Origin of the sequence: Pseudomonas sp. Leaf58 (assembly GCF_003627215.1) — a bacterium.
Taxonomy (GTDB): domain Bacteria; phylum Pseudomonadota; class Gammaproteobacteria; order Pseudomonadales; family Pseudomonadaceae; genus Aquipseudomonas.
The window spans coordinates 603328-622558 of sequence record NZ_CP032678.1; the positions used below are offsets into that span (position 1 = coordinate 603328).

The window sequence follows — 19231 nt, forward strand, 5'->3', positions numbered from 1 at the left end:
AAGTCGAGCCTGGCTCCCCATGCCTGAAAATGCTGAATGGTCACTCAGGTCTGTCATTCGGCTACTTTTACAGAAGGTGTACGACAGGCTTTGGAGTAGATGCAAAATGCAAAGGTTGCCCCCCCCTCACCCACTCTCAACACCATAAACAGGCTAGCTCTGAAACCCCGGCCCGCATGCAATGGATCAAGGCTTGAGTCGTTTCACCATGTCAGTGATCACGCCGTAGATGATCCGTCTCACCAGGTACTTCTCCCCGGCTGTCATGCCTTCCTGGTGGTTCTCCATTAGAAAATGCGCAGACTCTAGGAGCTTTCCAGAGACTTTTGTGATCAAAGAACCAGCGATCTTCTCCCCAAGACCAATTTCCTTGCCTAGCTTGAGGAAGCTACCGAAGGTGACTTCACCAAAGGTGCGCGCTCCATCGAGCTTCCAGACCAGCTCAGCATTGATCCAGGGCGCCATGTCTTCACCATAAACGGCGGTACACAACATGTCGTAATGCGGCGTCATGTGGTAAGAATCACCCCTAACAAAGAACGAAAGATTCTTGAGGTGATTGTCACCATTTCCCACCAGCGTATTGAAAACCAACCAGGTGAATAGCTGCATACGGGTCTGCGCAACGTTACGCACCATCCCCAAAATTTTCTGCAGGGATTCAAGCGTGGCCTGGTTGTACTTGAAATTCCTATCCAGGCCGAGGAGCTGACAGGCATCCAGCACGTGCTCTCTGACAAGCTGACCATTCACCCTGGCCCTGTCGAATCTCTCGATCAGATATACCGGCTCTGGGACGCGCCGGATGGATACCGGAGGTACCTGACCCCATACACGCTTGGCGAGGGACATGATGAACCATTCGTTCACTACGGTGGCGTTGTACTGATTTGGCTGATCATGATCAGGCTTGAGGATGTGGGTTGATGGAGTCGCGCCCTCAGGCTCAAACAATCCCTCATCGTTCATCACCACGGCCAGTTTGTGCTGTGCACCTGCGAGGGACATTCGTTTAGGTGCGCCAGTGGTGAGTGCCACCCGAGGAAGGTTCTGTATCCGCTCGCTAAGCTCATTGTCCGGAAGTGGTCTAAGCCCACCCTGCTCCTGGGCATCCAGTGTATTGAGCAGAGTGATAGCACCGGCAGACTCGGCACCGTAGTAGCCAAGAAGGCCAAAGGCATCGGCGAACTCGATTTCGGCATCTCCAGCGAGCAATGTGCGTGCTTGCTCTTCAGGCAGCAGATTATCGAAAAACCACTGCACCGGACGTTTCGTGGATCCGTCCAAAATCACGCCAGCAGATCTTGGCAATGTAGGCGCCAGGTCATATCCATTAGGATGTTCGATCCAAGCAGGGGTGTACTCAAGGCTCCAGATTCCAGATTGATCCTTTAGTGTGGCCACGTGGTCGGAATTGATGACTACCTGAAGCTCTCTCACTGGCTTGGCTCCACGTACATGCGGATGCCAAGCTCATTGAGCACCTGGAGCACGCTTGCCAATGAAACAGAGCCCTTGCCGGTTTCCAGATCGCGCAGCAGTACATGACTCTTGTCCGTCATCGAGGCCAGGTCTACCTGGGTGATGCCTTGCTTCTTCCGTGCCTGGCGCACGATGTCACCAAGATCGATGGCTGTCCGAATGGGCTTCAGATTGTTCATGACGGATCCTAAAACTAATCTATAGCTTACATTTTTGACTGCACCCCTGCTTCTGTCAAGAAAATATAAGGAATTCTTTCGATTTACTCTGTCGAGCGCAAGTTGGGCTTTAAATATAAGGAATTATTTAGATTTTGCGCTCGGAGATCAAAGATCATGGAAAATCGAAAGCAAACCTTAGCTTGAGCCGGGTGCACCAGGTGCGTTTTGAGTACTGGGGTGATCTGGGTGGGAGATCGCCGGCAGAAGATCTTTGCTTGGCGAGGCGCTGTCAATGCCATGGATGCCATCAACACCCCTCACACCACCGCCCTCACCTTCTCTTTCCGCTATGGCCAGCCAATTGCCGAGATGGCCAACCTGGTGCTGGCTAATTTCTTGAACGATTCCAGCTTCAAGATCGTGGGCTCACCGCTGGTAGACTCCAAGCTTCAGGAGATACACTACCCCAAGGCCATCCTCTGTCGCAGTGATCCTTGATCCACATTTAACCCAGGCAATGCAAAACAGAGATGGCAAGCTTTCGAATGAATTCTGCTGCAGCTTGCTCTTTGGGGTTGCGTTCAATGAGCGATTTCATGATGACGGCTCCCCATGCGGAAATGTCATCTTAACCAAGCCAGGGAGGGGATTCCCCTGCTTTGCCAGCATGCTGGGCACCCTCCCCAGCCTGTCGATTTGACTATGCTCTGATCAACTGTAAAACACTGGGCTCTGATGTCTCCAGGCACCCATCACATGAGCACGCCACGGGTGAGCCTTCTTGCCTCCGTTGCTGAACAGCTGCTCTTCCGCCTGGTGCGGATGAATGCCCAGTCGCAACCCCACATCTTCGACCAACAGGCAAAAATCTTCGTAGTCCGCACCTGTTACCTTGTCGACGACACGCACGCGCAACTGATTAGGGTCATTGATCGCCTTTTTCTTCGTGGTGTAATCCGTCTCAACACTGGGCCAGTGCCACTGCCCTGTGAGCAGATGAACACTGCGTGCTGTCCACTGATCGAGGATGTAGCCATCGGCCTTGGGATCGGCGAAGAAAATGATCTTGGTGAAGTACGCTGGGCCCATACACGGCAGCTTCCCACTCGCCTTGAGCGTGGAAAAAGCATCGAACGCACTGCGGCGGGTGTGCTTGCCCTGGCGAACCTCATCGCACAGTGGCAACCAATGCGCCTTCGCCTTCCAAAATTCCTGGCCATGGTTGGTCTTCATCCCACCCCAAGCCATGGTGCTCAGCACACATACCTCTGTCGTAATCTGTGGGTTCAACCACAAGGCGCGTAGCGCCGATCGGGTCAAGGCAGTATGTGACACCCCTGGCAGCCCCTGAAGGGTCGAACAAATATGGCGTGCCCACTGGTGCGGTTTCTTACCCGACCACGCCGGCAACGGAATGCCCTGCATTCGACTGAAAACTGAAAATGGTGCGGATTGAATCGCTGGTGGTGGCATCCTTTGACCTCTCCTTGTTCGAGCGCTGCACGTTGTGAATTCAGGCGATCGCCATACTACCCCGCCCTCATGCTGATCACACGCTTTTTTACGGAGGTGGTTGGGGTTAATTTCATACATAGTGGATAACGATCTAGACACCGCCGAAATACAGCGGCCATTATCGGGCGCAAAAACTCCAATTTAGTTGAAACCCAATACGACTTTAAAAAGACCTGCAAAACTGCTTGTGCCTGACGTTGTTTGGAACCAAACTTCGCAGCGAAGCCACGACTGCTCACTGGTGGCGGAACCCTCTCCCGCCAGGATGTCGGACACTCAGGAGCCTGCTCATGACCAACCCACCGTACACCCCGCAGCGTCGACAGCAGATCCTGGAGAGTTTTGATGCCACGGTGCACGAACGTCTTTCGTTCACCCAGGAAATAGCTGCAAAGACCAGTAAGCCACCACTGACCGCAAGCAACCGCTATCATAAGCAGGCCTTGAACCAGCGCCTCAAAGAGCCCTCCGCCACCGAAAGACGGGGGCCGAAATCTGACAAGCTGTCAAAAATCACCAAGGGTTTCCACAACGAAGGCCGGCTGCAGAAAAAAATTGAAGAGCACCCCTTCTTACTGAGAACCCCTGAGCTGTATGCGGGCGGCTTGTACCTGGATTCAATCATCACTCAACATACCCTTCCCAGCCGGCTGCGGCCAGATTTCCTGTACGCCACCACGCAAGGGACAGTAATCAAACTGGTATTTGTGGAGATCAAGAGCTCCAAATTCAGTGTCTTCAGCACGGACTCTCAACTCAAAGGCACGCTTCACGAGCACACCGTGAAGCCATTGAATCAGGTTCGAGAGTATAAGCGCACCCTGCATAAATACGGGGCGACCACCGTCCTTCTACAAAACCTTGAGTGTCTTTTTGAAAGGTATCCTACCAAGATCCTGGACACTGAGGGCAAACTGAACCCAGCGATCCGGATCGAAACCAGCTTCGTGCTGGTGATGGGCACGGATATGCCCAATAGACCCTGGCAACAAGCGATCATTGATGACCTCTACCTGCGCGAAGGCATCATCATGATGACCTACCCTATGATGCTAGAAGAGGTTAGCCAGGAAGAGGAAACAAAAAACTGCCTGAAGGTGCTCGCTCGCTCTATCAAGCCCGTATCCATTCACAAGCCTGATTTGCTGTTGGCCAAGGTGCCAACACTGAACATGGGGCCTTTCCCTATTCCAGACCCGGATCCATACGGTGTCACTCTGGCGGGCCTGGGCTGGCCCAGGGCAGGAGCGCTTGGCGTGAGCCCTCAATTGCTGGTCTCCCTGTTTCACCGGTCTCAAGGGCGATGCGAACACCACGATTGTGCGAACCCTGTCGTTCAGGAGGGGGCTTTTACCGGTGGGCTTGCTTCAATCTACAACTTCTTCAAGCCAGGCTTGCCCTTCAAGCCCTACCTTTTGAGGCACATGGGGCTGTTCTGCAATGAACACCATCAGGATGTCAACGGGGGTGAGCGATACCCCGTTGATAGACCACATCCCTTACTGCCAAGGCTTAGTGCGACCAAAGGCTATCGCTTCCAGACGGATCGTGATCGGCAGGTCTTCCTCAAGCAAGTCGCTGCGCAACGCACGGCGGATTTTTGCAGCTCGCTGGGGATCGACCCGGTCAATCATTCAGACATCTACCCCCATATCGGACAGCGACTGGCCGCTCTGACAAGCTTGCCGATCGACCTGCACAAGAAGATGGCTGGCATCCTGGCACAGCACTACGGCATCAGCAGACCAGTCCACACCCGTGACCAGTCCTCAGCCGACATCCGGCAAGACAGCGACGTGCAACGACTGTTGCAAGCAGGCATGATTGAATTGGAAGGCATAGAGCCTGAACCTCTCAGAGTCAAGCCCACTGCTACCGACCAGGCCTTGATTGAACTGATTTTTAAGAGGTTCCCGCATCAGGCATCTGTGATCCTGATGGGCTTGGGCTTTGGAGACCACTCGATCGTTCAGCTTGGCGCTAACCGGAGGTCGCAAGCATTGTCGAAAAAAGAATAGGGTGGCAACTATGCAGGTCTTGAATGACCCGCACTGGCTTTGTTTTTAACTGTCGCTCAGCAGCAGGAGCAGCGCCTGGCGTCGACTTTTTGGCATCTCTCGAAAGCCTTTGAGCAGGCTCATTTCAACAGGTGAAAGGACATTGCTCTGCCCTTGCTTGGGTGCGTCGGCCTCTGCGGCCAAGCTGCGAGAAAGGCGATAGATGATATCGGCGTTCATGGAGCGAGACCCCTTCTCTGCTGACCATGAAATTTTATCCCGCATACCGTGGGGTAATCTGACCACAAACTTATCGGATTCACGCGCAGTTTTATAGAGAGTCGTCGTCATGAAAAGTGGCCTTCACATTCAAAATCACAAAGTCAGTTCAATCGACTGACTTGAAAATCAAGGATTGGATTGTACAGGCCCATCTCAAGAAGGTCACTTATTTTCGAAATCCCTCCTGGAGGTCGCCCAGAAGGCCAAGGACAAAGCCTCATCACGATTGTCGCTGAAGAAGTGGCCAAAACACGTGGTTGAATTGTCGCATCTCAAGCCCAGGTGTTAGGAGTCAAACGCATCGAAATCGAAGTTCGTGCCATGATAAATGACAGCAGGGATTTCTCGAATCGGCTTGTTTCTGGAGCGTTGTTGACTTGAGGGGCTCCCTACTCTCGGATTGACATGGGAGGCTTTGGTATGTAGTACGAATATACCTGCACGCATCCGAGGTTTTCCAGCCTAGGTCAGTTATGGGACAATTTGTATAAGCCGCCCTCCGGCTGATGACCTGCCTTTTTCATTCTGATCTGGCGCTTAATTCTGTTCAACACCTCAAAAATGTCATCGGCGGGATCTTTTTTGGGATGGTATAGCCAGAGTTGGCAATTTCACGTAATGATTCTTTAGCAGCTTGATCTTTGGGGTTGCGTTCGATGAACGATTTCATGATGGTGGCCCTCCCCCTGCAGAGAGCTCACCTTACCTAACCAAGGTGAGACGATTCAAGCGCCACAACCAGGGGATTGGCTGCGATGGGCCAAGATCTCCTCGATCGCGAAATTCCTCCCTGTTCAGGCATGACCATTGATGATCTTGGAAGCGCTGACTGCCCCGCTAATCCGGCTGATGACTGTTGAAACGCGGTAGAGGGTAATAAATACAGGGAATGAATAGATAACGATCTACAGCCCGCTATACACCCCGCCCTGCAGAGCGGGGTCGTTCATACTCAGCCAGAGGTTCATTTCTGGTTGGGGCGCTCTAGGAGTCGGCACATGAAGACGAAACCGTGGGGATACGACAGTGCCAGGCCGCAGAATATCTTGATCGCACCTGTTGGCAATACATCCTCGATGGCAGCTCCCCAAGGGGAAATGGCCGCGAACTCAGGGTCGACCCCCTGTTCTCGACCAATTTTATGGTAAAAGCCCGCCAGGATCATGCTGCTTTCGCCACCGGCAGACTTCTTTGCAGCACAGACTTGCCGTTGATGCGAAACATCACATCCATGCTGTCCTTGAAGCCCTGCAGATAGATATCCGATGCGCCTTTCGCAAGGGCCTCCTGCACAATCTCCTCCATGACCTTGATGTGTTCAGCGCCCTCCTCCCAGTCGATCTCCTCATTGGGATAGAGGTGGGTGAAGGACAGGGAATGGTCTGTAATAGGCCTGGAATCAATGTGCTGAGCGATGTTCATCGGCAAATTCCTCTTGGATAAATGAAGCCTGGTAGCTGCAGAAGCCCTCGGAACATGAGGCTAGCCCAGGAAGAAATCGACGTCAATTTATGCTATACTCGAATCCGACGATTGACATTCTTCTCCTTACCCTCTCGGGTTTGCCAGGAATTGATGTCCGCAACATCCATACGGGCGATCGCAACACCCGCATGGCAGAACACACCAGCGCGCTTAATGGCTTCGAGGCCCACGATACATTTGGCCATACAGGCCTATAAAGGGTCTATAAAGGCCTATAAAGGTCTATAAAGGCCCTGGAGAACTTGCACCAAGGCGTCTAAGGGGGTTGCTGGGCCTTTGCTTGCAAACTCTACACGCTCGCCAAAAACGCCGGGGCTGCGCGACAAGCCCCTGAGCAGGGAATTGCGGATTTTGCCGTGTGGGGCGGTTTCATAGGTAGGAGTACATCTGTACTCTTGAGCGATATCTCACGGAGGCACTGTGCCATTATCCCAATTTGGGGTAGCTTCAGGGACTTGCTCAATCCTGCGCCGTCACAGCGGATGGTTCTAGCTACACCTCTTGATTCGGTCTTGGCTACAAAGGCCTGCGCCGCTATGATTAGGGCCTCTAAATTACACCTTGCGATGGGTATCAACGATGATCGAAATTCATGCTGATGTACGCGAGCAACGTTCTGGCATCGTGTCCAGTCTGAAACGCCGCACGGACGTTGAGGTGGTGGATGCTGCCCTGCCCATTGGCGATTTTTCGGTGGGTGGTGGGATCGTGATTGAACGCAAATCAGCTATAGACTTCATCAACTCGATTGTCGATGGCAGGTTCCATGAGCAAATGATCATGCTCTCCCTGAATTACGCCAAACCGACCGTTTTGCTGGAAGGTGATATTTTCAACACCCGGTCTAAGTTTGCCCCTGCCGCGCTGGCGGGCGCGGTTGCCTGGATTCATGCCCAGGGTGTTTCGCTGATCCCTTCGTCGAGCGTGGATACGACCGCTGAAATCATCTACTTCATGGCGAAGAACGCCCAGACGGAGATGAAGGATCGCCCGCTTCGCGCCAAAAAGCCTGCTATCACAGAATTCAACGCTCGCTTCGTCGCTGAAAGCCTGCCGGCCATCGGCCCAGGAAACGCCAAAAAAGCGCTGGAGCATTTCGGATCCCTCAAAGCCCTCTTCAATGCAACACCAGCAGAGATCAGCAAGATCCCTCGCATTGGCATCGACTCCGCGACACGAATCTGGGAAGTGATCAATTGGAGTGCCGCCTCCTGATGCCGCGTTAAACGAGCGCACGGGTAACAAGGGCCAACTACATCACCTGGTTAGTCTGTCATATGCCAAGCGCTATGAGATCGCTCGACCAGGATGATGCATCAACACGCAGGGCCGTCGTCCATCAGTGATGGCCACCGTTGACGCGGGGCGTATGCCTGGACACATTCCCGCATGAGCTCGGCTGGCACCCTGGCCAGGGCCCAATCAAGCCAGGTCACGCCTTGACGCTCTACCCTCTCTTCCATGATGTCAGTTGCAGCCTGATCGCTGAGATCAGCCTCCATGTCATCGCGGATGCCTCGACCAGAACAGACGTCAGAGACCGACACATCCAGCACCCCCTCGTCGAAAGCGTCATCGACCTCGGATGGCGTCAATCCTGCGCCGTGAGCAATGAACTCAATCGCATGGGCCAGCTCATGTGTAGTGGTTGCCAGAAACGCTGAAATGTAGGTTTCTATGCGTGGGAGCAAATCTGCTGCAAGGTCTCTTTCCGTCTCCTCACGCACCCATTTTCGTAGTTCGAGCTCGTCACAGCCAACGATCACCCGAAACCGGTCAGCACACCACGCGGTAGTATCGAACGCACCCGAGCTTGTGGCAAAGATACCCAGGCACCCATCGTCATCACGATCAAGAATGGCGCTGATGTCGCTCAGCGCGGCGCACAGGTGAACATCGACCTCAACCAGCCTGCTTGCATCTGGAAATTGGATGTCGGGGTAGGCCTCTGCAGGGAGAATCGAATGCAGGTTTTGCAGATCGGGATGGTGAGCCATCACCTCAACCACCGCCGACATCATTCGCGCCAAGGGGGTTTTCAGGTTCAAGTGCTGCAGGTCATCGATATCGAGGTCATTGCAGGTTCTGAGCGTGGGCTTGATTTTCACAAAGCGTGCCTTTTCTTACCATTATCGCAGCCCGTTCTTTTGTGATGCAATCAACACCCGCCAAACGCTTAATGCTGCCAAAACCCCGCTTGGAGGGTGGTCTTCAGATTGCCCTCAGTGAAGCCACGGCCTACTGCCCATTGTAGTAGCCAATATTTCAACAAACCGACTCGAAAGCCATTCAACCCGGATTGGACAGGTGTGCACGCCCACCCTCCTAGTTACACACCAGGCCCGGCTCCCGTATACTGCACCTAATAGGAATCTCTCATCATTGCAGGCACGCCATGTTCCCATTCATGCAAATCGAAAGCTTCTACCGCAGCAAAGTGGATGGCCTGTGGCTCGATGATGAGTACCCTGCCGTCGCCGGCTTGTGCCAGGAGTGGCTGGCCAGCCTGATCCCAAAATCCATGGGCAACCTGAAAGTGGGCGACCTCAAACCCGCTGGCCATGCCATGAAGGCCATGAAATGGCAGGAAAGCGACTACCCCAACTCAGACCGTCTGCACTTCGCACTCGCCATGGCGCTTTCCATCCCCGGCAAGAACACCGATGCACTGTTTGCGGCCTATTACGACACGCTGGATCAACAGTCGTTTGAGATCGGTGCTCACATGGAAGACATCAATGGAAAGATTCAGGATCACCCCAAGATCGATGTCTACCAAGCGTTCAGCCTGCTTTCTGGGCGCGAATATTACAGTGTCGCCCGTCGAATCTACATGACGGAGTTGGAGCATGTGCGTCTGCAAGCGGTCGCCAGGGACGATGTCGGCGTCTTCAAGTGGACACTGCCGGAGGAAACCGAGCGAGCTTCCGTGGTCGCTTACACGGCCATGCTGGAGTTTCCCGTCGACCCTGAATCAGCGATCTACAAAGGCGTGGTGACGGATGAGGTGGCTGAAAAAGCCCTGTTCAGGCGCCAGGTTTCCAAACTACGGCACATCGCCACGGCTATGAATGATGCCGACACCAGCGAGGTCTACGGATTTCAGCGGCCCCTCCCCGCTGAAATTCCGGTTCTAGAGCCGTTCAAGGAGAATGCCTTCCCACGCGCCACTGCTGAGACATTCATGCACGCCCACAGGAAGCCAGATTTCGCTCAGAAGGTGATGCGCGATGCATTCCAGGTGACAGGCTGCTTTTTTGACCTTATGCAGAACAACCTTGTTGGGTATTGCAATGCAGGCTACGTTCAGGAGGTGACCCAGGCGTTCATCGATGCTGGCCTGAGCCCTTCCTACCTCATGTCCACGGGTGTTTGTGGCGACCTCGAAGGCGACAGTCCCGTGACGCTGAAACGTGCATTAAGCCATCTGGCTAACATGGGCCCACGCAACTGGACGTTCTACGGCTACCTGTACCAGGAATTTCTCAAGCCCTACACCACTGAAGAGATCATCGCCAACTGTGATGATGACAGAGCGATTGAGGCCCTGTCACAAATCACAGGCGATCGAGCCTACATCGAAAACGCCAGTGGCGCGGCCCTCGCCAGCATCTGCGAAAGGGATCTGGGGCTCTAACCAACCCACGATCATCATCGGGCTTGGAATCATTTAACCTTTCCAAGTTGTCGCTTTGCCTGTATATTGCACTCAAATTTTGGGGACGACTATGACCGAAGCCACTGCAGCATTGGAAAAAAAAGCCCGTAAAGCCAGTGACAGCAGCATCATTAAGCTGCTGCCGGCGCTGGTTGAACATACGCGCTGGAACGACCCCGTCAAGCTGCGCGAGATTCTGGTTGATCTGTCCGAGAAAACCAGGATCAGCTACCCGGCCATTCATAAGCGAATCGAACGCGATCTTCGCCATGGCCTGGCACCAACGCCAATGCGAACCCTGCCCAAAAACCTGGTGGAGCTGTCCACGCCGGTCATCCAGCTTGATGACGTAGTGCTTAACGAACAGCTGAAAGCCGAGGTGCTGGCGATCATTCAAGAGCACGATCGCGTCGAAGACCTGGCCGCGTTTGACCTGAAGCCTCGGCACAAGGTGCTGCTGTACGGCGCGCCCGGCAATGGGAAAACGCTGCTGGCGGAAGCACTGGCCTCCTCCCTGGACATTCCCTTTGTGAAAGCCAAGTACAGCGGCTTGGTTGACAGCCACCTGGGTGAGACAGGAAAGAACATCGCCTCAATCATGGAATATGCGGAATCCGGGCCTTGCCTGCTGTTCCTGGATGAATTTGATGGCCTGGCAATTGACCGCGCAGCAACTGGCGATGTCACTGAAATGCGCCGGGTGACCAACCAGTTGCTGATCTCCCTGGACAAGCTACCGCACTACTGCGTCTTTGTCGCCGCCACCAACAGCGAGAATTTGATAGATAAGGCGATCCTGCGCCGCTTCGACTTCTCTCTGAACATCCAGGCGCCGACCCCTGACCTCGTGCTCCAGCTGGCACAGAAGGAGCTCGACCCCACACGAACGCCCGGCAGCGATGTCCTGCACTATGCCCCACGCATCGCCCAAATGAAGCTCAAGAACATGAGCGAGACGGTGATGCTTTGCCAGCAAATTCGCCGCGACTTGGTGCTCAATGACGGCCAGGGGATTGAAGCGATCCTCAACAAGACTCAAGCACAAGATTCCTGAAGCACCCAAGCAGCACCCGACCAGTCCATGGCCAAGCCATGCATCAATACTTACCGCTCCTCATGGAGAATGGATTATGCGCATCATCATTACCGAAAAATTTTCTGTCACCCATGTCCTCGCCAAAGTCGCTGGCGATTTTTACCCTGACGAAGAAATCTTCTTCATCGAGGCATTACCCTACTGGCTCAACAATTTCAAATTCCCCAAGGGCATGGCCCTGAGCGAGTACCCATATTATGGGCGGCCCTTGTACAAACGCGATCAACCGTGGGGTGGCCTGAGACGACGACTGTCCAAACTCATCGACCGGAAAGCCGTACTCATCAATCCGATCTCCTTGGATGAGGCCGCAGCATTCATGCTCAAAGCGGATGACATCATCTGTGCCTGCGACTGGGATCATGCCGGCATCTGGGGGTTTAACCTGTTCATGGAGCAAACCCTGGGGGCCAATAGAGCTCCCGCCTATCCAGTTCTGGCGCTCAGAGGTGGCCAAGACACCAAAAGCCTCTGCGCGGCCTTCAACACCATGATTGATACCAATCACCCCGATTTCAAGGCGCTGCTGAGCGCCGGCAGGGTCAAGCGTCTATTCGAATTCAGCTACGCCATCAATAGCCAAGCCATCCTGGGCAACCTGTACCGCAGACTTGCCGGCACCAACGAGCCTGTATTTGTCAGCAAATACGCCTTACAGGCGCTTATCTGGCTTGCTGAGCACCCTCCGACCCTGTGTTACAAGCTCGAAGAGCTGATGGCCAGCAAGTGGCAGGGCACGGGAAAATACCCGAAGGACAGCATGAACCACCTCTTAGGGATGGGCTCAGCCGCATCGCGCCAGCATTTGCTCGGTAATTTGATCCAGCTTGGCCTGATCAACCAGTCTGAAACACATATGCTTTCAATTACCCCGCTTGGCACAGCCTTCGTCGGCGCCCTGCATCCAGATTGCCGGGATTTTGACTTGCCGTTTCGCCTTGATGCCTGGATGAACATGGGCGTGGAAGCTGCAGAACCCGCAATCAAGCGCTACCTGAAGACATTTTTTGGGAAGCAACTGAGGTTCGACAGGGACAAAATCCTGACAACCCGATAGAAGCTCCCTCCTGCGGCCAAGCTGGCCAGGGGCGCAAGAGGCATCTTCCCATCAGCTGTGCCTGCGAGCCCTTCCAGGGCTTGCCTGGCGTAGCGATAAGCTTCTATTGCCCTCACGTCTTCGCTTTTCATGGATATTGGCTGAGAATACCCCTTATCATTGCATGATCACCCTCTCAAAAGCGGAGCCCTCATGGAAAAGCCTAAACGCAAATCCCTTTCCATTGAAGAAACATTCACCTATCTCACCAGCCTTCCGGAGGCGGAAGCGGATCTGCTGCGGCGCTATTTCACGAAGGATATAGAGTTCCTGGCCCAGATGGGGTATGCACAATCCAAAATCCTGGCCAAGCATCTGGTCGGCTTGGGATACATGGATCCTCCGATCGAGCAGACCGACGAGGAGCGCATTGCGATGTGGGCCAAGTATGGCTTGCCGGTGTCAGTCCCCAGAGGTCGCAGCGCCTTCAGCGATTCCATGATGCTGGCCGAGCATGATGGCGTGCCGTACTGCGTTAACGAAAACACCCATTTGCTCAAGGATGGCAGCGACGCAAAGATTCACCGGAACATTGCCTATCGGCAGATGATGATCGACTGCTACCACAACAAGATCAAGTCAGTGTATGAGCACTGTGTGCAGCTCGATCGCGGCCCGGTCTGGGTGTTGGTCGGAGGTGGGTCGCAGGTACAAGCCTTCTTCGGCCATGACCAGGGCTACTTTGCCATTCTCTTCCTTGATGACTGCAACCTTCCCCGTGATACTCAAGCGCAGCGGGAGAAGCTGGCCAGAAAGTGCCACATTCTTCAGCCGCAAGGGGCGCTGAATGAGCAGCTCCTGGGCCAGATGAAATTACCTGGCGTAAAGGTTGAGTTTTTCGGCCAAGCCCCCTCCCCTATGGACTGATCATGGGTCTTTAAATGCCTGCGCCACATCAGACATTTTAGTGAATCCAAGGTGCTTGAATGCTCAAACAAATTGCACAATCCATTTACAGGAACATGTTGGATGAAGTGGGTGTGCCAGCAAGCCTTGCCGCCGTGATCCAAGACCACCCTTCTCTTCGACAGGTCGTATTCGAGGAGAAAAAGACTGCTTCCTCTCGCGACATTCAGCAGTGGGAGGATCTTGGGCTCAGCTCAAGAGGATTTGATGCACAGCGTGGCGTGCTGCTCGGCTGGACTGATACTCAAGGCAGCTACGCTTCGATCGATCTCCCGGTCACTGCGCTCAGTCGGCTGGTTACCACCCGAAAAATCGAGCAGTTCACCTGCGATATCACTGACATCGAAACCCTGGGTGCAGCTAAGAGCAACCTTTCTGAGTACAACAACTTGGACGAATTTGCAGAACAACGGTGCGCCAATTTACTCGGCGACATCAGCAAGGAGGGCCTGTTGAACATGCTTGAGCATGACCAGATCCGAAGCGTAGGTGCCTATGCTACCGACACGCTCAGCCGTTATGGTTGGGATGGTCGCCTCAACCTGCTCAATGAAGGGGGTGCGCACCATTTCGCGGCGGCACGGTACATCGCAAAACGCACAGGCATCCCCGTTCCGATCTGCACAACGCTGCATGAATACGTGTTCGAGCCATTGGCTGTGGAGCAGCTTACCCAGCAGTTCGAAATCTTCGCCATAGGTGATCCAGCGAATGATGCCAGGTCTCACTTGGCGCTGCAGGATGCGTTCAAGAAGGTCAGGGCTACTTTCTTCATCGGCGCGCTCCCCTGGAGCGCTGGTGAACATGCCAGAGACGCCAGCGCCATCTTCCTGCTCAAGAATGACCGCAAGTCCGAGCGGATTGCCGACATGTTTCGCAAAGAGGGATTCATGGATCTCGGCCAGGTGCTGGAGAGCAAAATGGCCGTACAACAGTCAGCCAACAAAATCACCCACAGGCGCTCGCACCAGCCTTCCGAGCTGGGCATGTAGCGGTTGCATAACTCATTCGAGCGCCGCGCACCTGGCGACCACTATGGATCTGCGGCCAGGTGTTAGCGGCGTTCAGTTAGGCAGCCTCAAGATTCGGCACATCAAAAAAAATTTATCGGGCATTGCTTGGACTACACACCGAAGTCGGACGTTTACTCCCGAAGACAGCTTCTCTTCAAGCAAAAGGCCGCAAGGCTTTATGCGGACGTCGGCCAAGTCAACGCCTGAGGCCAACGCCTCCGTCATGTAGAGACCTGCTAGCGTATAGCTGCACTCCAGTGCATTAAATTCCTGCCTGACCACAGTTTTACCCCTGATCGAGTGCAAAAGTGTCATGTGCCCAAGCTCGCCGATCAGATCCAGGCTCGCGGAACCCATCTCGACTGCATCTTCCACCAAGCTGAGGAACTCCGAGCTCATCACGAGTGCATCGTTTTCGCTGATCCACTGCGCAGGCGGGCACAGATCGAGGAGTGACAAACCTAGGCTTTCATACTCGTTTGGAGCGCTCATAGGGAAATCCGCATTGAAAATCTGCTGCACCAGAGGTGGGGCCGCGCCACGGGAACAGCTCGATTAGTGGCCACTGATCGCGCTTTGTTGCGGGAAGGCCGTCCACCCGTCTTTGATCTCCAGTAGCACGACATACGTTGCCATGGCCGCTGCGGCATGCTTGATGGCATGTCCCGCCATTTCGAAGTGCAACAGCGCATAGATGGCGTGATCCCAGTGCTCCAGCACCTTGGCCAGCACGTAGAGCCCAAGCACTTTCCAGATCACGTGACCCTGGAACGCGAGGCTTCCAGAACCCTTCACCAGGATCGGAATGAGCAGGATGGGGAGGAACTGGACGATGACATAGGCCCTCAGATCACCCGCGCCCTGACCTTCCGTATAGCTCCAGTACACGACCGATGCGATACCCAAGATCAACAGCGGCCAAAGCGACAGGCGTGCGGCGCTGAGGTCGGCGTGACATCCGATGATGATGGAGAAGAACGCCATGAATGAGATCGTCATCGGCAGCCTATCCCATATCAGAGATTGATTGGTGGGCTCAAAATGGTAGTACCCGGAGCCCAGTCCTGTCAGGAGCACGCCGGCAAAGAATGCGGCGCCAGCCCAGGGTAGCTCTTGCATGACAAAACCTGGCGGTGTGTGACCGCTAGTTTGTCTCCGACATTCGCGCAGCCCAAGCCACCCCACAATCACGAAGGGCAGGTTGGAGACTACGTTCCAGAAATTGCTTATGCCCAAGAGGTAACGGTGATCACCAAAGGCATGGTATGCCACGTCTTGCGGAATGCGAGGCATGGTGCCAACCACGATCAGCGCCAGCAGGGTAACCAGGAGGACAGCGCCCCATTTATAGGGATTTTTTAGAAGTGGTGCCCACATATCCAGGTCTCCGCTGTACAAAAATGGGGAATGACGTCGAGCAATCAAAGCCGCGATGCCGGCAAAGTCTACTGTTCGTGCAATGATTGTCAATATATGCAAAAACAATACTTAACACTCTTTAGCTATTTATTGACAACATTTGAAACAACTGCTCTAATATCCATTCCCAATCACTGAAGGATATCTAACATGGCTGGCGCAAGCCTGCTGACCCTGATGGACGATGTCACCACCTTGCTGGACGACATTGCCCTCATGACCAAAACCACCACCCAAAAAACAGCCGGTGTTTTGGGCGACGACCTGGCAGTGAATGCCCAGCAGGTCGCAGGGGTTCGAGCCGACCGCGAACTGCCCGTCGTCTGGGAAGTGGCCAAGGGATCGCTCAAGAACAAGGCACTGCTTGTTCCTGGGGCCATGTTGATCAGTACCTTCACGCCGTGGGCCATCACCCCTATCCTGCTGCTGGGTGGCGCCTACCTTTGCCTTGAAGGCTTTGAAAAAGTCGCGCACAAGTACCTGCCCCATGAACATGATCAGATGAGCACGCCGACAACAAGGCGGCTGCTGGCAAGACGCCGGCTGAAATCGAGAAGATGAAAATCAAGGGTGCGATCAAGACGGACTTCGTCCTGAGCATTGAGATCCTCTCGATCGCCCTCGGTACCGTCCAAGGCGCCAGCCTGCTCAACCAGTTCCTGGTCTTGAGCCTTGTGGCTTTCCTGGTAACCGTGGGGGTTTACGGCCTGGTTGCCGCCATCGTTCGCCTTGACGACGTTGGCTTGTACCTGGAGAAGAAGAAAAGCGCCTTCGCTCAATCGATTGGTCGCAAAATTATCCTCAGTGCGCCTATTTTGATGAGGGTCTTAACCGTACTGGGCACGTTGGCGATGATACTTGTCGGCGGTGGCATTTTGACCCACTCCATCCCTGTGCTGAGCGATGCCATGCACCTGGTGGAACATGCGGTCACTGCAGTGCCCCACGTTGGAAAAGCGCTGGGCTTCGCAGTGTCCTTGATGGCTGAAGCTATTGTCGGCTTTGTTGCAGGTGCAGTGGTTCTCGCTTCCTTGAAGACGGTGTCCTGGCTCATCAAGCAGGTTCGAATCGGATCGTAAAATAATGCACTGATAAAGCCCCAGCTATGCAGGGGCTTTTGTATTCCGATGCGAAAGCATTGTGCTCGTGCCGGGGGCATTCGCGCATGGTAATCCGACTTGGCCGGGTGTTACTCTGGGAAAAAAGAGGCTCATCATGCTCACCCGCTATTTGGCCCCCTCGTTTGTGACATCCAGCTTTCTGTACCATGGCAGCCCCCATCGACAGGGCGCCATAGCCTTCGGACTTCCAGGCAACCAGGCCCCCACCATCACCGCTGGGCAGCCGTTCTACGTGACCAACAGCCTGAAATACGCCCGCCACTTTGCACGCGGAGGTGTCGTCTCGGCGCTGCAATTTACCCAAGGTGCCATCATCGACTTTCACCATCTCAAATTACTCGATCATCTGCTCGATATCTACAATCAGGATCCCAAGATTGTCCAAGACGATGGGCCATGGAACGAGGAGTTTGAGGGCAGCATTGACGGCAGCCCCTACCGGTTACTGGAGTCACCCGCTGTTATGCAGTACTTGCAGGATCAGGGATTTTCAGCAGTCTTTTTGCCCGAAGATATCGAACTGAATGTGACTGCGCTGGCAATTCTCGACGCTGGGAGTGTTGAGTTTTCACACATGATGCCTGAAAGCATCCTCAGGCATCATGACGAGGCATTTGACGGGCCTTAATACGTGTTTGGTAACATTTTATGGATGGCTTCAGCCAACCACCAGCCTCACATCCATCAGAATCATCTTGGGTGGCTCATTACCCTAGAACACCAGACCGACCAGCCAGGCTCCGACCTTGAACAGAAGCCAGAAAATCAAACCCAGTGCCGCGAAGAACACTACGTAGCAGGCGCCGAACTCTAGCAGGTGCTTGACTTTCTGTCGTGGTGAGAGCTTGTCATAGCCATCCCACATGCCTCCCCAAAAATAGGCCATCAGGTACAAAATGAACCGAATAAGCATGGCTATTGGGTTTCTAGAGAGTACCCACCACACCTTCAACGCAATTTTCTTCACAACCATTTCCTTGTTTTGGTTTGGTCACGCTTAGCTGCTTGACCATTGTATTGCTGACAAACACCTCATGCCAAACGACGGCTAAACCTGATAGTCGGCCCAAGCAGACATAGTGGATGATCTTGGCAACCATCTGGGCTAATGGAGGTGTTTTATAGGGCTCTGGGTATCCTGCAAGTCATCGAAGAGCCCCTCAACCCTAAGGATCTCACGAATGTCGTAGCACTTCCAGGGCTGATGGCCAATACAGCAAGTCCGCATTGAGTGCTTTGCCAAGACGCCCCTCGAATGTCGGTGACAATGGCTTGAAACGGGTCTTGAAGAATTGATTACTGGCAACTCGACATGAACCCCCGCCTGAATACCCGCTCGTACGGCCCGTGGAGGAGCCTGAACCCTTGCCGAGAAACTCCGTTAAGACCTTGTTTCTTTGCGGTGATACACTGGGATGATTTAGCACAGCAGACGGAAGCGCCCCTCGAATGAAAAGCATTGGCACCTACATCCTGGATGGCAAGACTCCCGTGGGTTGTGAAGACTATCTCCAGTGGTCGATTTGGCTAGGGACGGCTGATCGAACCGTAGCGCTGACACGCGTCGCCAACGTGAAGATCAGCACCGTCTGCATCGGCGTTGACCTGAATCCTGAGAATATACCTCCACAGGTTTTCGAGACGATGCTTACCCTGGTGGGTGGTGATGAGCTTCCCGCCACCGTGCAAAATGCCACGCGCCAATTCGCCAATCGGGGCAGACGATCGGGCACGTGGGATGAGGCGCAGCAGGTTCATGATGAATACGTTGCACTCGTCAAAGAGGCAGTTGCTGCTGCCAAAACGTCCATATCCAGGCAGGCAGTTAACGACAGCACCAATGACCCTCAACTTTGAGGCTGCCTACATTTTCCGAAGCATCTCAACACAGGAATTCAGCGCCTAATCGCTCAGAACCTGAGTCCCTGAGCGGTGCATGCAAGAAACCATTCTACCAATTTACTTCTAAACCCAATAGAAGCTGGCCTCCTTGCCACGAG

At 54.0% G+C, this 19231-nt stretch carries 20 protein-coding genes and 1 pseudogene; 11 read left to right on the forward strand and 10 right to left on the reverse strand.

Annotated elements, in window-relative coordinates:
- Nucleotides 1–186: 186 nt before the first annotated feature.
- Together DV532_RS28485 and DV532_RS28490 are read right to left on the reverse strand one after the other, a co-directional pair.
- Complete coding sequence (locus DV532_RS28485) at nucleotides 187–1440, reverse strand: HipA domain-containing protein (protein WP_056798413.1); 1254 nt, start codon at nucleotides 1438–1440, stop codon at nucleotides 187–189.
- The gene (locus DV532_RS28490; RefSeq protein WP_056798410.1) at nucleotides 1437–1661 is read right to left on the reverse strand and encodes a helix-turn-helix domain-containing protein; all 225 of its coding nucleotides are present in this window, start codon (nucleotides 1659–1661) and stop codon (nucleotides 1437–1439) included. The genes DV532_RS28485 and DV532_RS28490 overlap by 4 nt, the downstream gene beginning before the upstream one ends.
- A gap of 279 nt (nucleotides 1662–1940) precedes the next feature.
- On the opposite strand from DV532_RS28490, the gene DV532_RS28495 reads away from it, so the two are divergent.
- Nucleotides 1941–2141 (forward strand): hypothetical protein, encoded by a 201-nt coding sequence (locus DV532_RS28495; protein WP_056798407.1) that lies wholly within the window; start codon nucleotides 1941–1943, stop codon nucleotides 2139–2141.
- A gap of 213 nt (nucleotides 2142–2354) precedes the next feature.
- Here DV532_RS28495 and DV532_RS31315 read toward each other — a convergent pair whose 3' ends face one another.
- Nucleotides 2355–3236: a hypothetical protein gene (locus DV532_RS31315; RefSeq protein WP_372340015.1), complete on the reverse strand. Its 882-nt coding sequence runs from the start codon at nucleotides 3234–3236 to the stop codon at nucleotides 2355–2357.
- 212 nt (nucleotides 3237–3448) lie between these two features.
- On the opposite strand from DV532_RS31315, the gene DV532_RS28505 reads away from it, so the two are divergent.
- On the forward strand, nucleotides 3449–5176 hold the full coding sequence (locus DV532_RS28505) for a Shedu anti-phage system protein SduA domain-containing protein (protein WP_056798403.1): 1728 nt from the start codon (nucleotides 3449–3451) through the stop codon (nucleotides 5174–5176).
- A gap of 45 nt (nucleotides 5177–5221) precedes the next feature.
- Here the strand turns inward: DV532_RS28505 and DV532_RS28510 are convergent, their stop codons facing one another.
- The 3 genes from DV532_RS28510 to DV532_RS28520 all read right to left on the reverse strand — a co-directional run bounded on the left by DV532_RS28510 (nucleotide 5222) and on the right by DV532_RS28520 (nucleotide 6859).
- Complete coding sequence (locus DV532_RS28510; protein WP_082476795.1) at nucleotides 5222–5506, reverse strand: Arc family DNA-binding protein; 285 nt, start codon at nucleotides 5504–5506, stop codon at nucleotides 5222–5224.
- Nucleotides 5507–5984: 478 nt separating this feature from the next.
- Nucleotides 5985–6107 (reverse strand): hypothetical protein, encoded by a 123-nt coding sequence (locus DV532_RS31045; protein WP_256659154.1) that lies wholly within the window; start codon nucleotides 6105–6107, stop codon nucleotides 5985–5987.
- Nucleotides 6108–6598: 491 nt separating this feature from the next.
- On the reverse strand, nucleotides 6599–6859 hold the full coding sequence (locus DV532_RS28520; RefSeq protein ID WP_120715498.1) for a hypothetical protein: 261 nt from the start codon (nucleotides 6857–6859) through the stop codon (nucleotides 6599–6601).
- Between the two features lie 642 nt (nucleotides 6860–7501).
- On the opposite strand from DV532_RS28520, the gene DV532_RS28525 reads away from it, so the two are divergent.
- On the forward strand, nucleotides 7502–8137 hold the full coding sequence (locus DV532_RS28525) for an ERCC4 domain-containing protein (protein ID WP_056798397.1): 636 nt from the start codon (nucleotides 7502–7504) through the stop codon (nucleotides 8135–8137).
- Between the two features lie 101 nt (nucleotides 8138–8238).
- Here DV532_RS28525 and DV532_RS28530 read toward each other — a convergent pair whose 3' ends face one another.
- Nucleotides 8239–9030: a hypothetical protein gene (locus DV532_RS28530; RefSeq protein WP_056798393.1), complete on the reverse strand. Its 792-nt coding sequence runs from the start codon at nucleotides 9028–9030 to the stop codon at nucleotides 8239–8241.
- 299 nt (nucleotides 9031–9329) lie between these two features.
- On the opposite strand from DV532_RS28530, the gene DV532_RS28535 reads away from it, so the two are divergent.
- The 5 genes from DV532_RS28535 (at nucleotide 9330) to DV532_RS28555 (ending at nucleotide 14670) form a co-directional block, all read left to right on the forward strand.
- Nucleotides 9330–10559: a hypothetical protein gene (locus tag DV532_RS28535; protein WP_156675904.1), complete on the forward strand. Its 1230-nt coding sequence runs from the start codon at nucleotides 9330–9332 to the stop codon at nucleotides 10557–10559.
- A 91-nt stretch (nucleotides 10560–10650) separates the two neighbouring features.
- A complete protein-coding gene (locus DV532_RS28540; RefSeq protein WP_056798388.1) occupies nucleotides 10651–11634 on the forward strand; it encodes an ATP-binding protein in 984 nt (327 codons plus the stop codon).
- A gap of 76 nt (nucleotides 11635–11710) precedes the next feature.
- Entirely contained in the window at nucleotides 11711–12733 is a 1023-nt protein-coding gene (locus DV532_RS28545) for a hypothetical protein (RefSeq protein WP_056798385.1), read from the forward strand.
- Between the two features lie 192 nt (nucleotides 12734–12925).
- Complete coding sequence (locus DV532_RS28550) at nucleotides 12926–13639, forward strand: hypothetical protein (protein ID WP_056798383.1); 714 nt, start codon at nucleotides 12926–12928, stop codon at nucleotides 13637–13639.
- Between the two features lie 59 nt (nucleotides 13640–13698).
- Complete coding sequence (locus DV532_RS28555) at nucleotides 13699–14670, forward strand: DUF6685 family protein (RefSeq protein ID WP_056798380.1); 972 nt, start codon at nucleotides 13699–13701, stop codon at nucleotides 14668–14670.
- A 72-nt stretch (nucleotides 14671–14742) separates the two neighbouring features.
- Here the strand turns inward: DV532_RS28555 and DV532_RS28560 are convergent, their stop codons facing one another.
- Both DV532_RS28560 and DV532_RS28565 read right to left on the reverse strand, forming a co-directional pair.
- Nucleotides 14743–15183 (reverse strand): hypothetical protein, encoded by a 441-nt coding sequence (locus DV532_RS28560; protein ID WP_056798377.1) that lies wholly within the window; start codon nucleotides 15181–15183, stop codon nucleotides 14743–14745.
- Between the two features lie 63 nt (nucleotides 15184–15246).
- Nucleotides 15247–16068 carry a ceramidase domain-containing protein gene (locus tag DV532_RS28565; RefSeq protein WP_056798374.1) on the reverse strand — a complete coding sequence of 274 codons (822 nt, stop codon included), beginning with the start codon at nucleotides 16066–16068 and terminating at the stop codon, nucleotides 15247–15249.
- Between the two features lie 192 nt (nucleotides 16069–16260).
- Here DV532_RS28565 and DV532_RS28570 point away from each other — a divergent pair.
- Nucleotides 16261–17189 (forward strand): annotated as a pseudogene (locus DV532_RS28570) (DUF808 domain-containing protein).
- Between the two features lie 136 nt (nucleotides 17190–17325).
- Nucleotides 17326–17859: a hypothetical protein gene (locus DV532_RS28575; protein WP_056798369.1), complete on the forward strand. Its 534-nt coding sequence runs from the start codon at nucleotides 17326–17328 to the stop codon at nucleotides 17857–17859.
- 84 nt (nucleotides 17860–17943) lie between these two features.
- Here DV532_RS28575 and DV532_RS28580 read toward each other — a convergent pair whose 3' ends face one another.
- On the reverse strand, nucleotides 17944–18198 hold the full coding sequence (locus DV532_RS28580; protein ID WP_156675903.1) for a hypothetical protein: 255 nt from the start codon (nucleotides 18196–18198) through the stop codon (nucleotides 17944–17946).
- 482 nt (nucleotides 18199–18680) lie between these two features.
- On the opposite strand from DV532_RS28580, the gene DV532_RS28590 reads away from it, so the two are divergent.
- On the forward strand, nucleotides 18681–19088 hold the full coding sequence (locus DV532_RS28590; protein WP_056798363.1) for a hypothetical protein: 408 nt from the start codon (nucleotides 18681–18683) through the stop codon (nucleotides 19086–19088).
- Nucleotides 19089–19231: the final 143 nt, after the last annotated feature.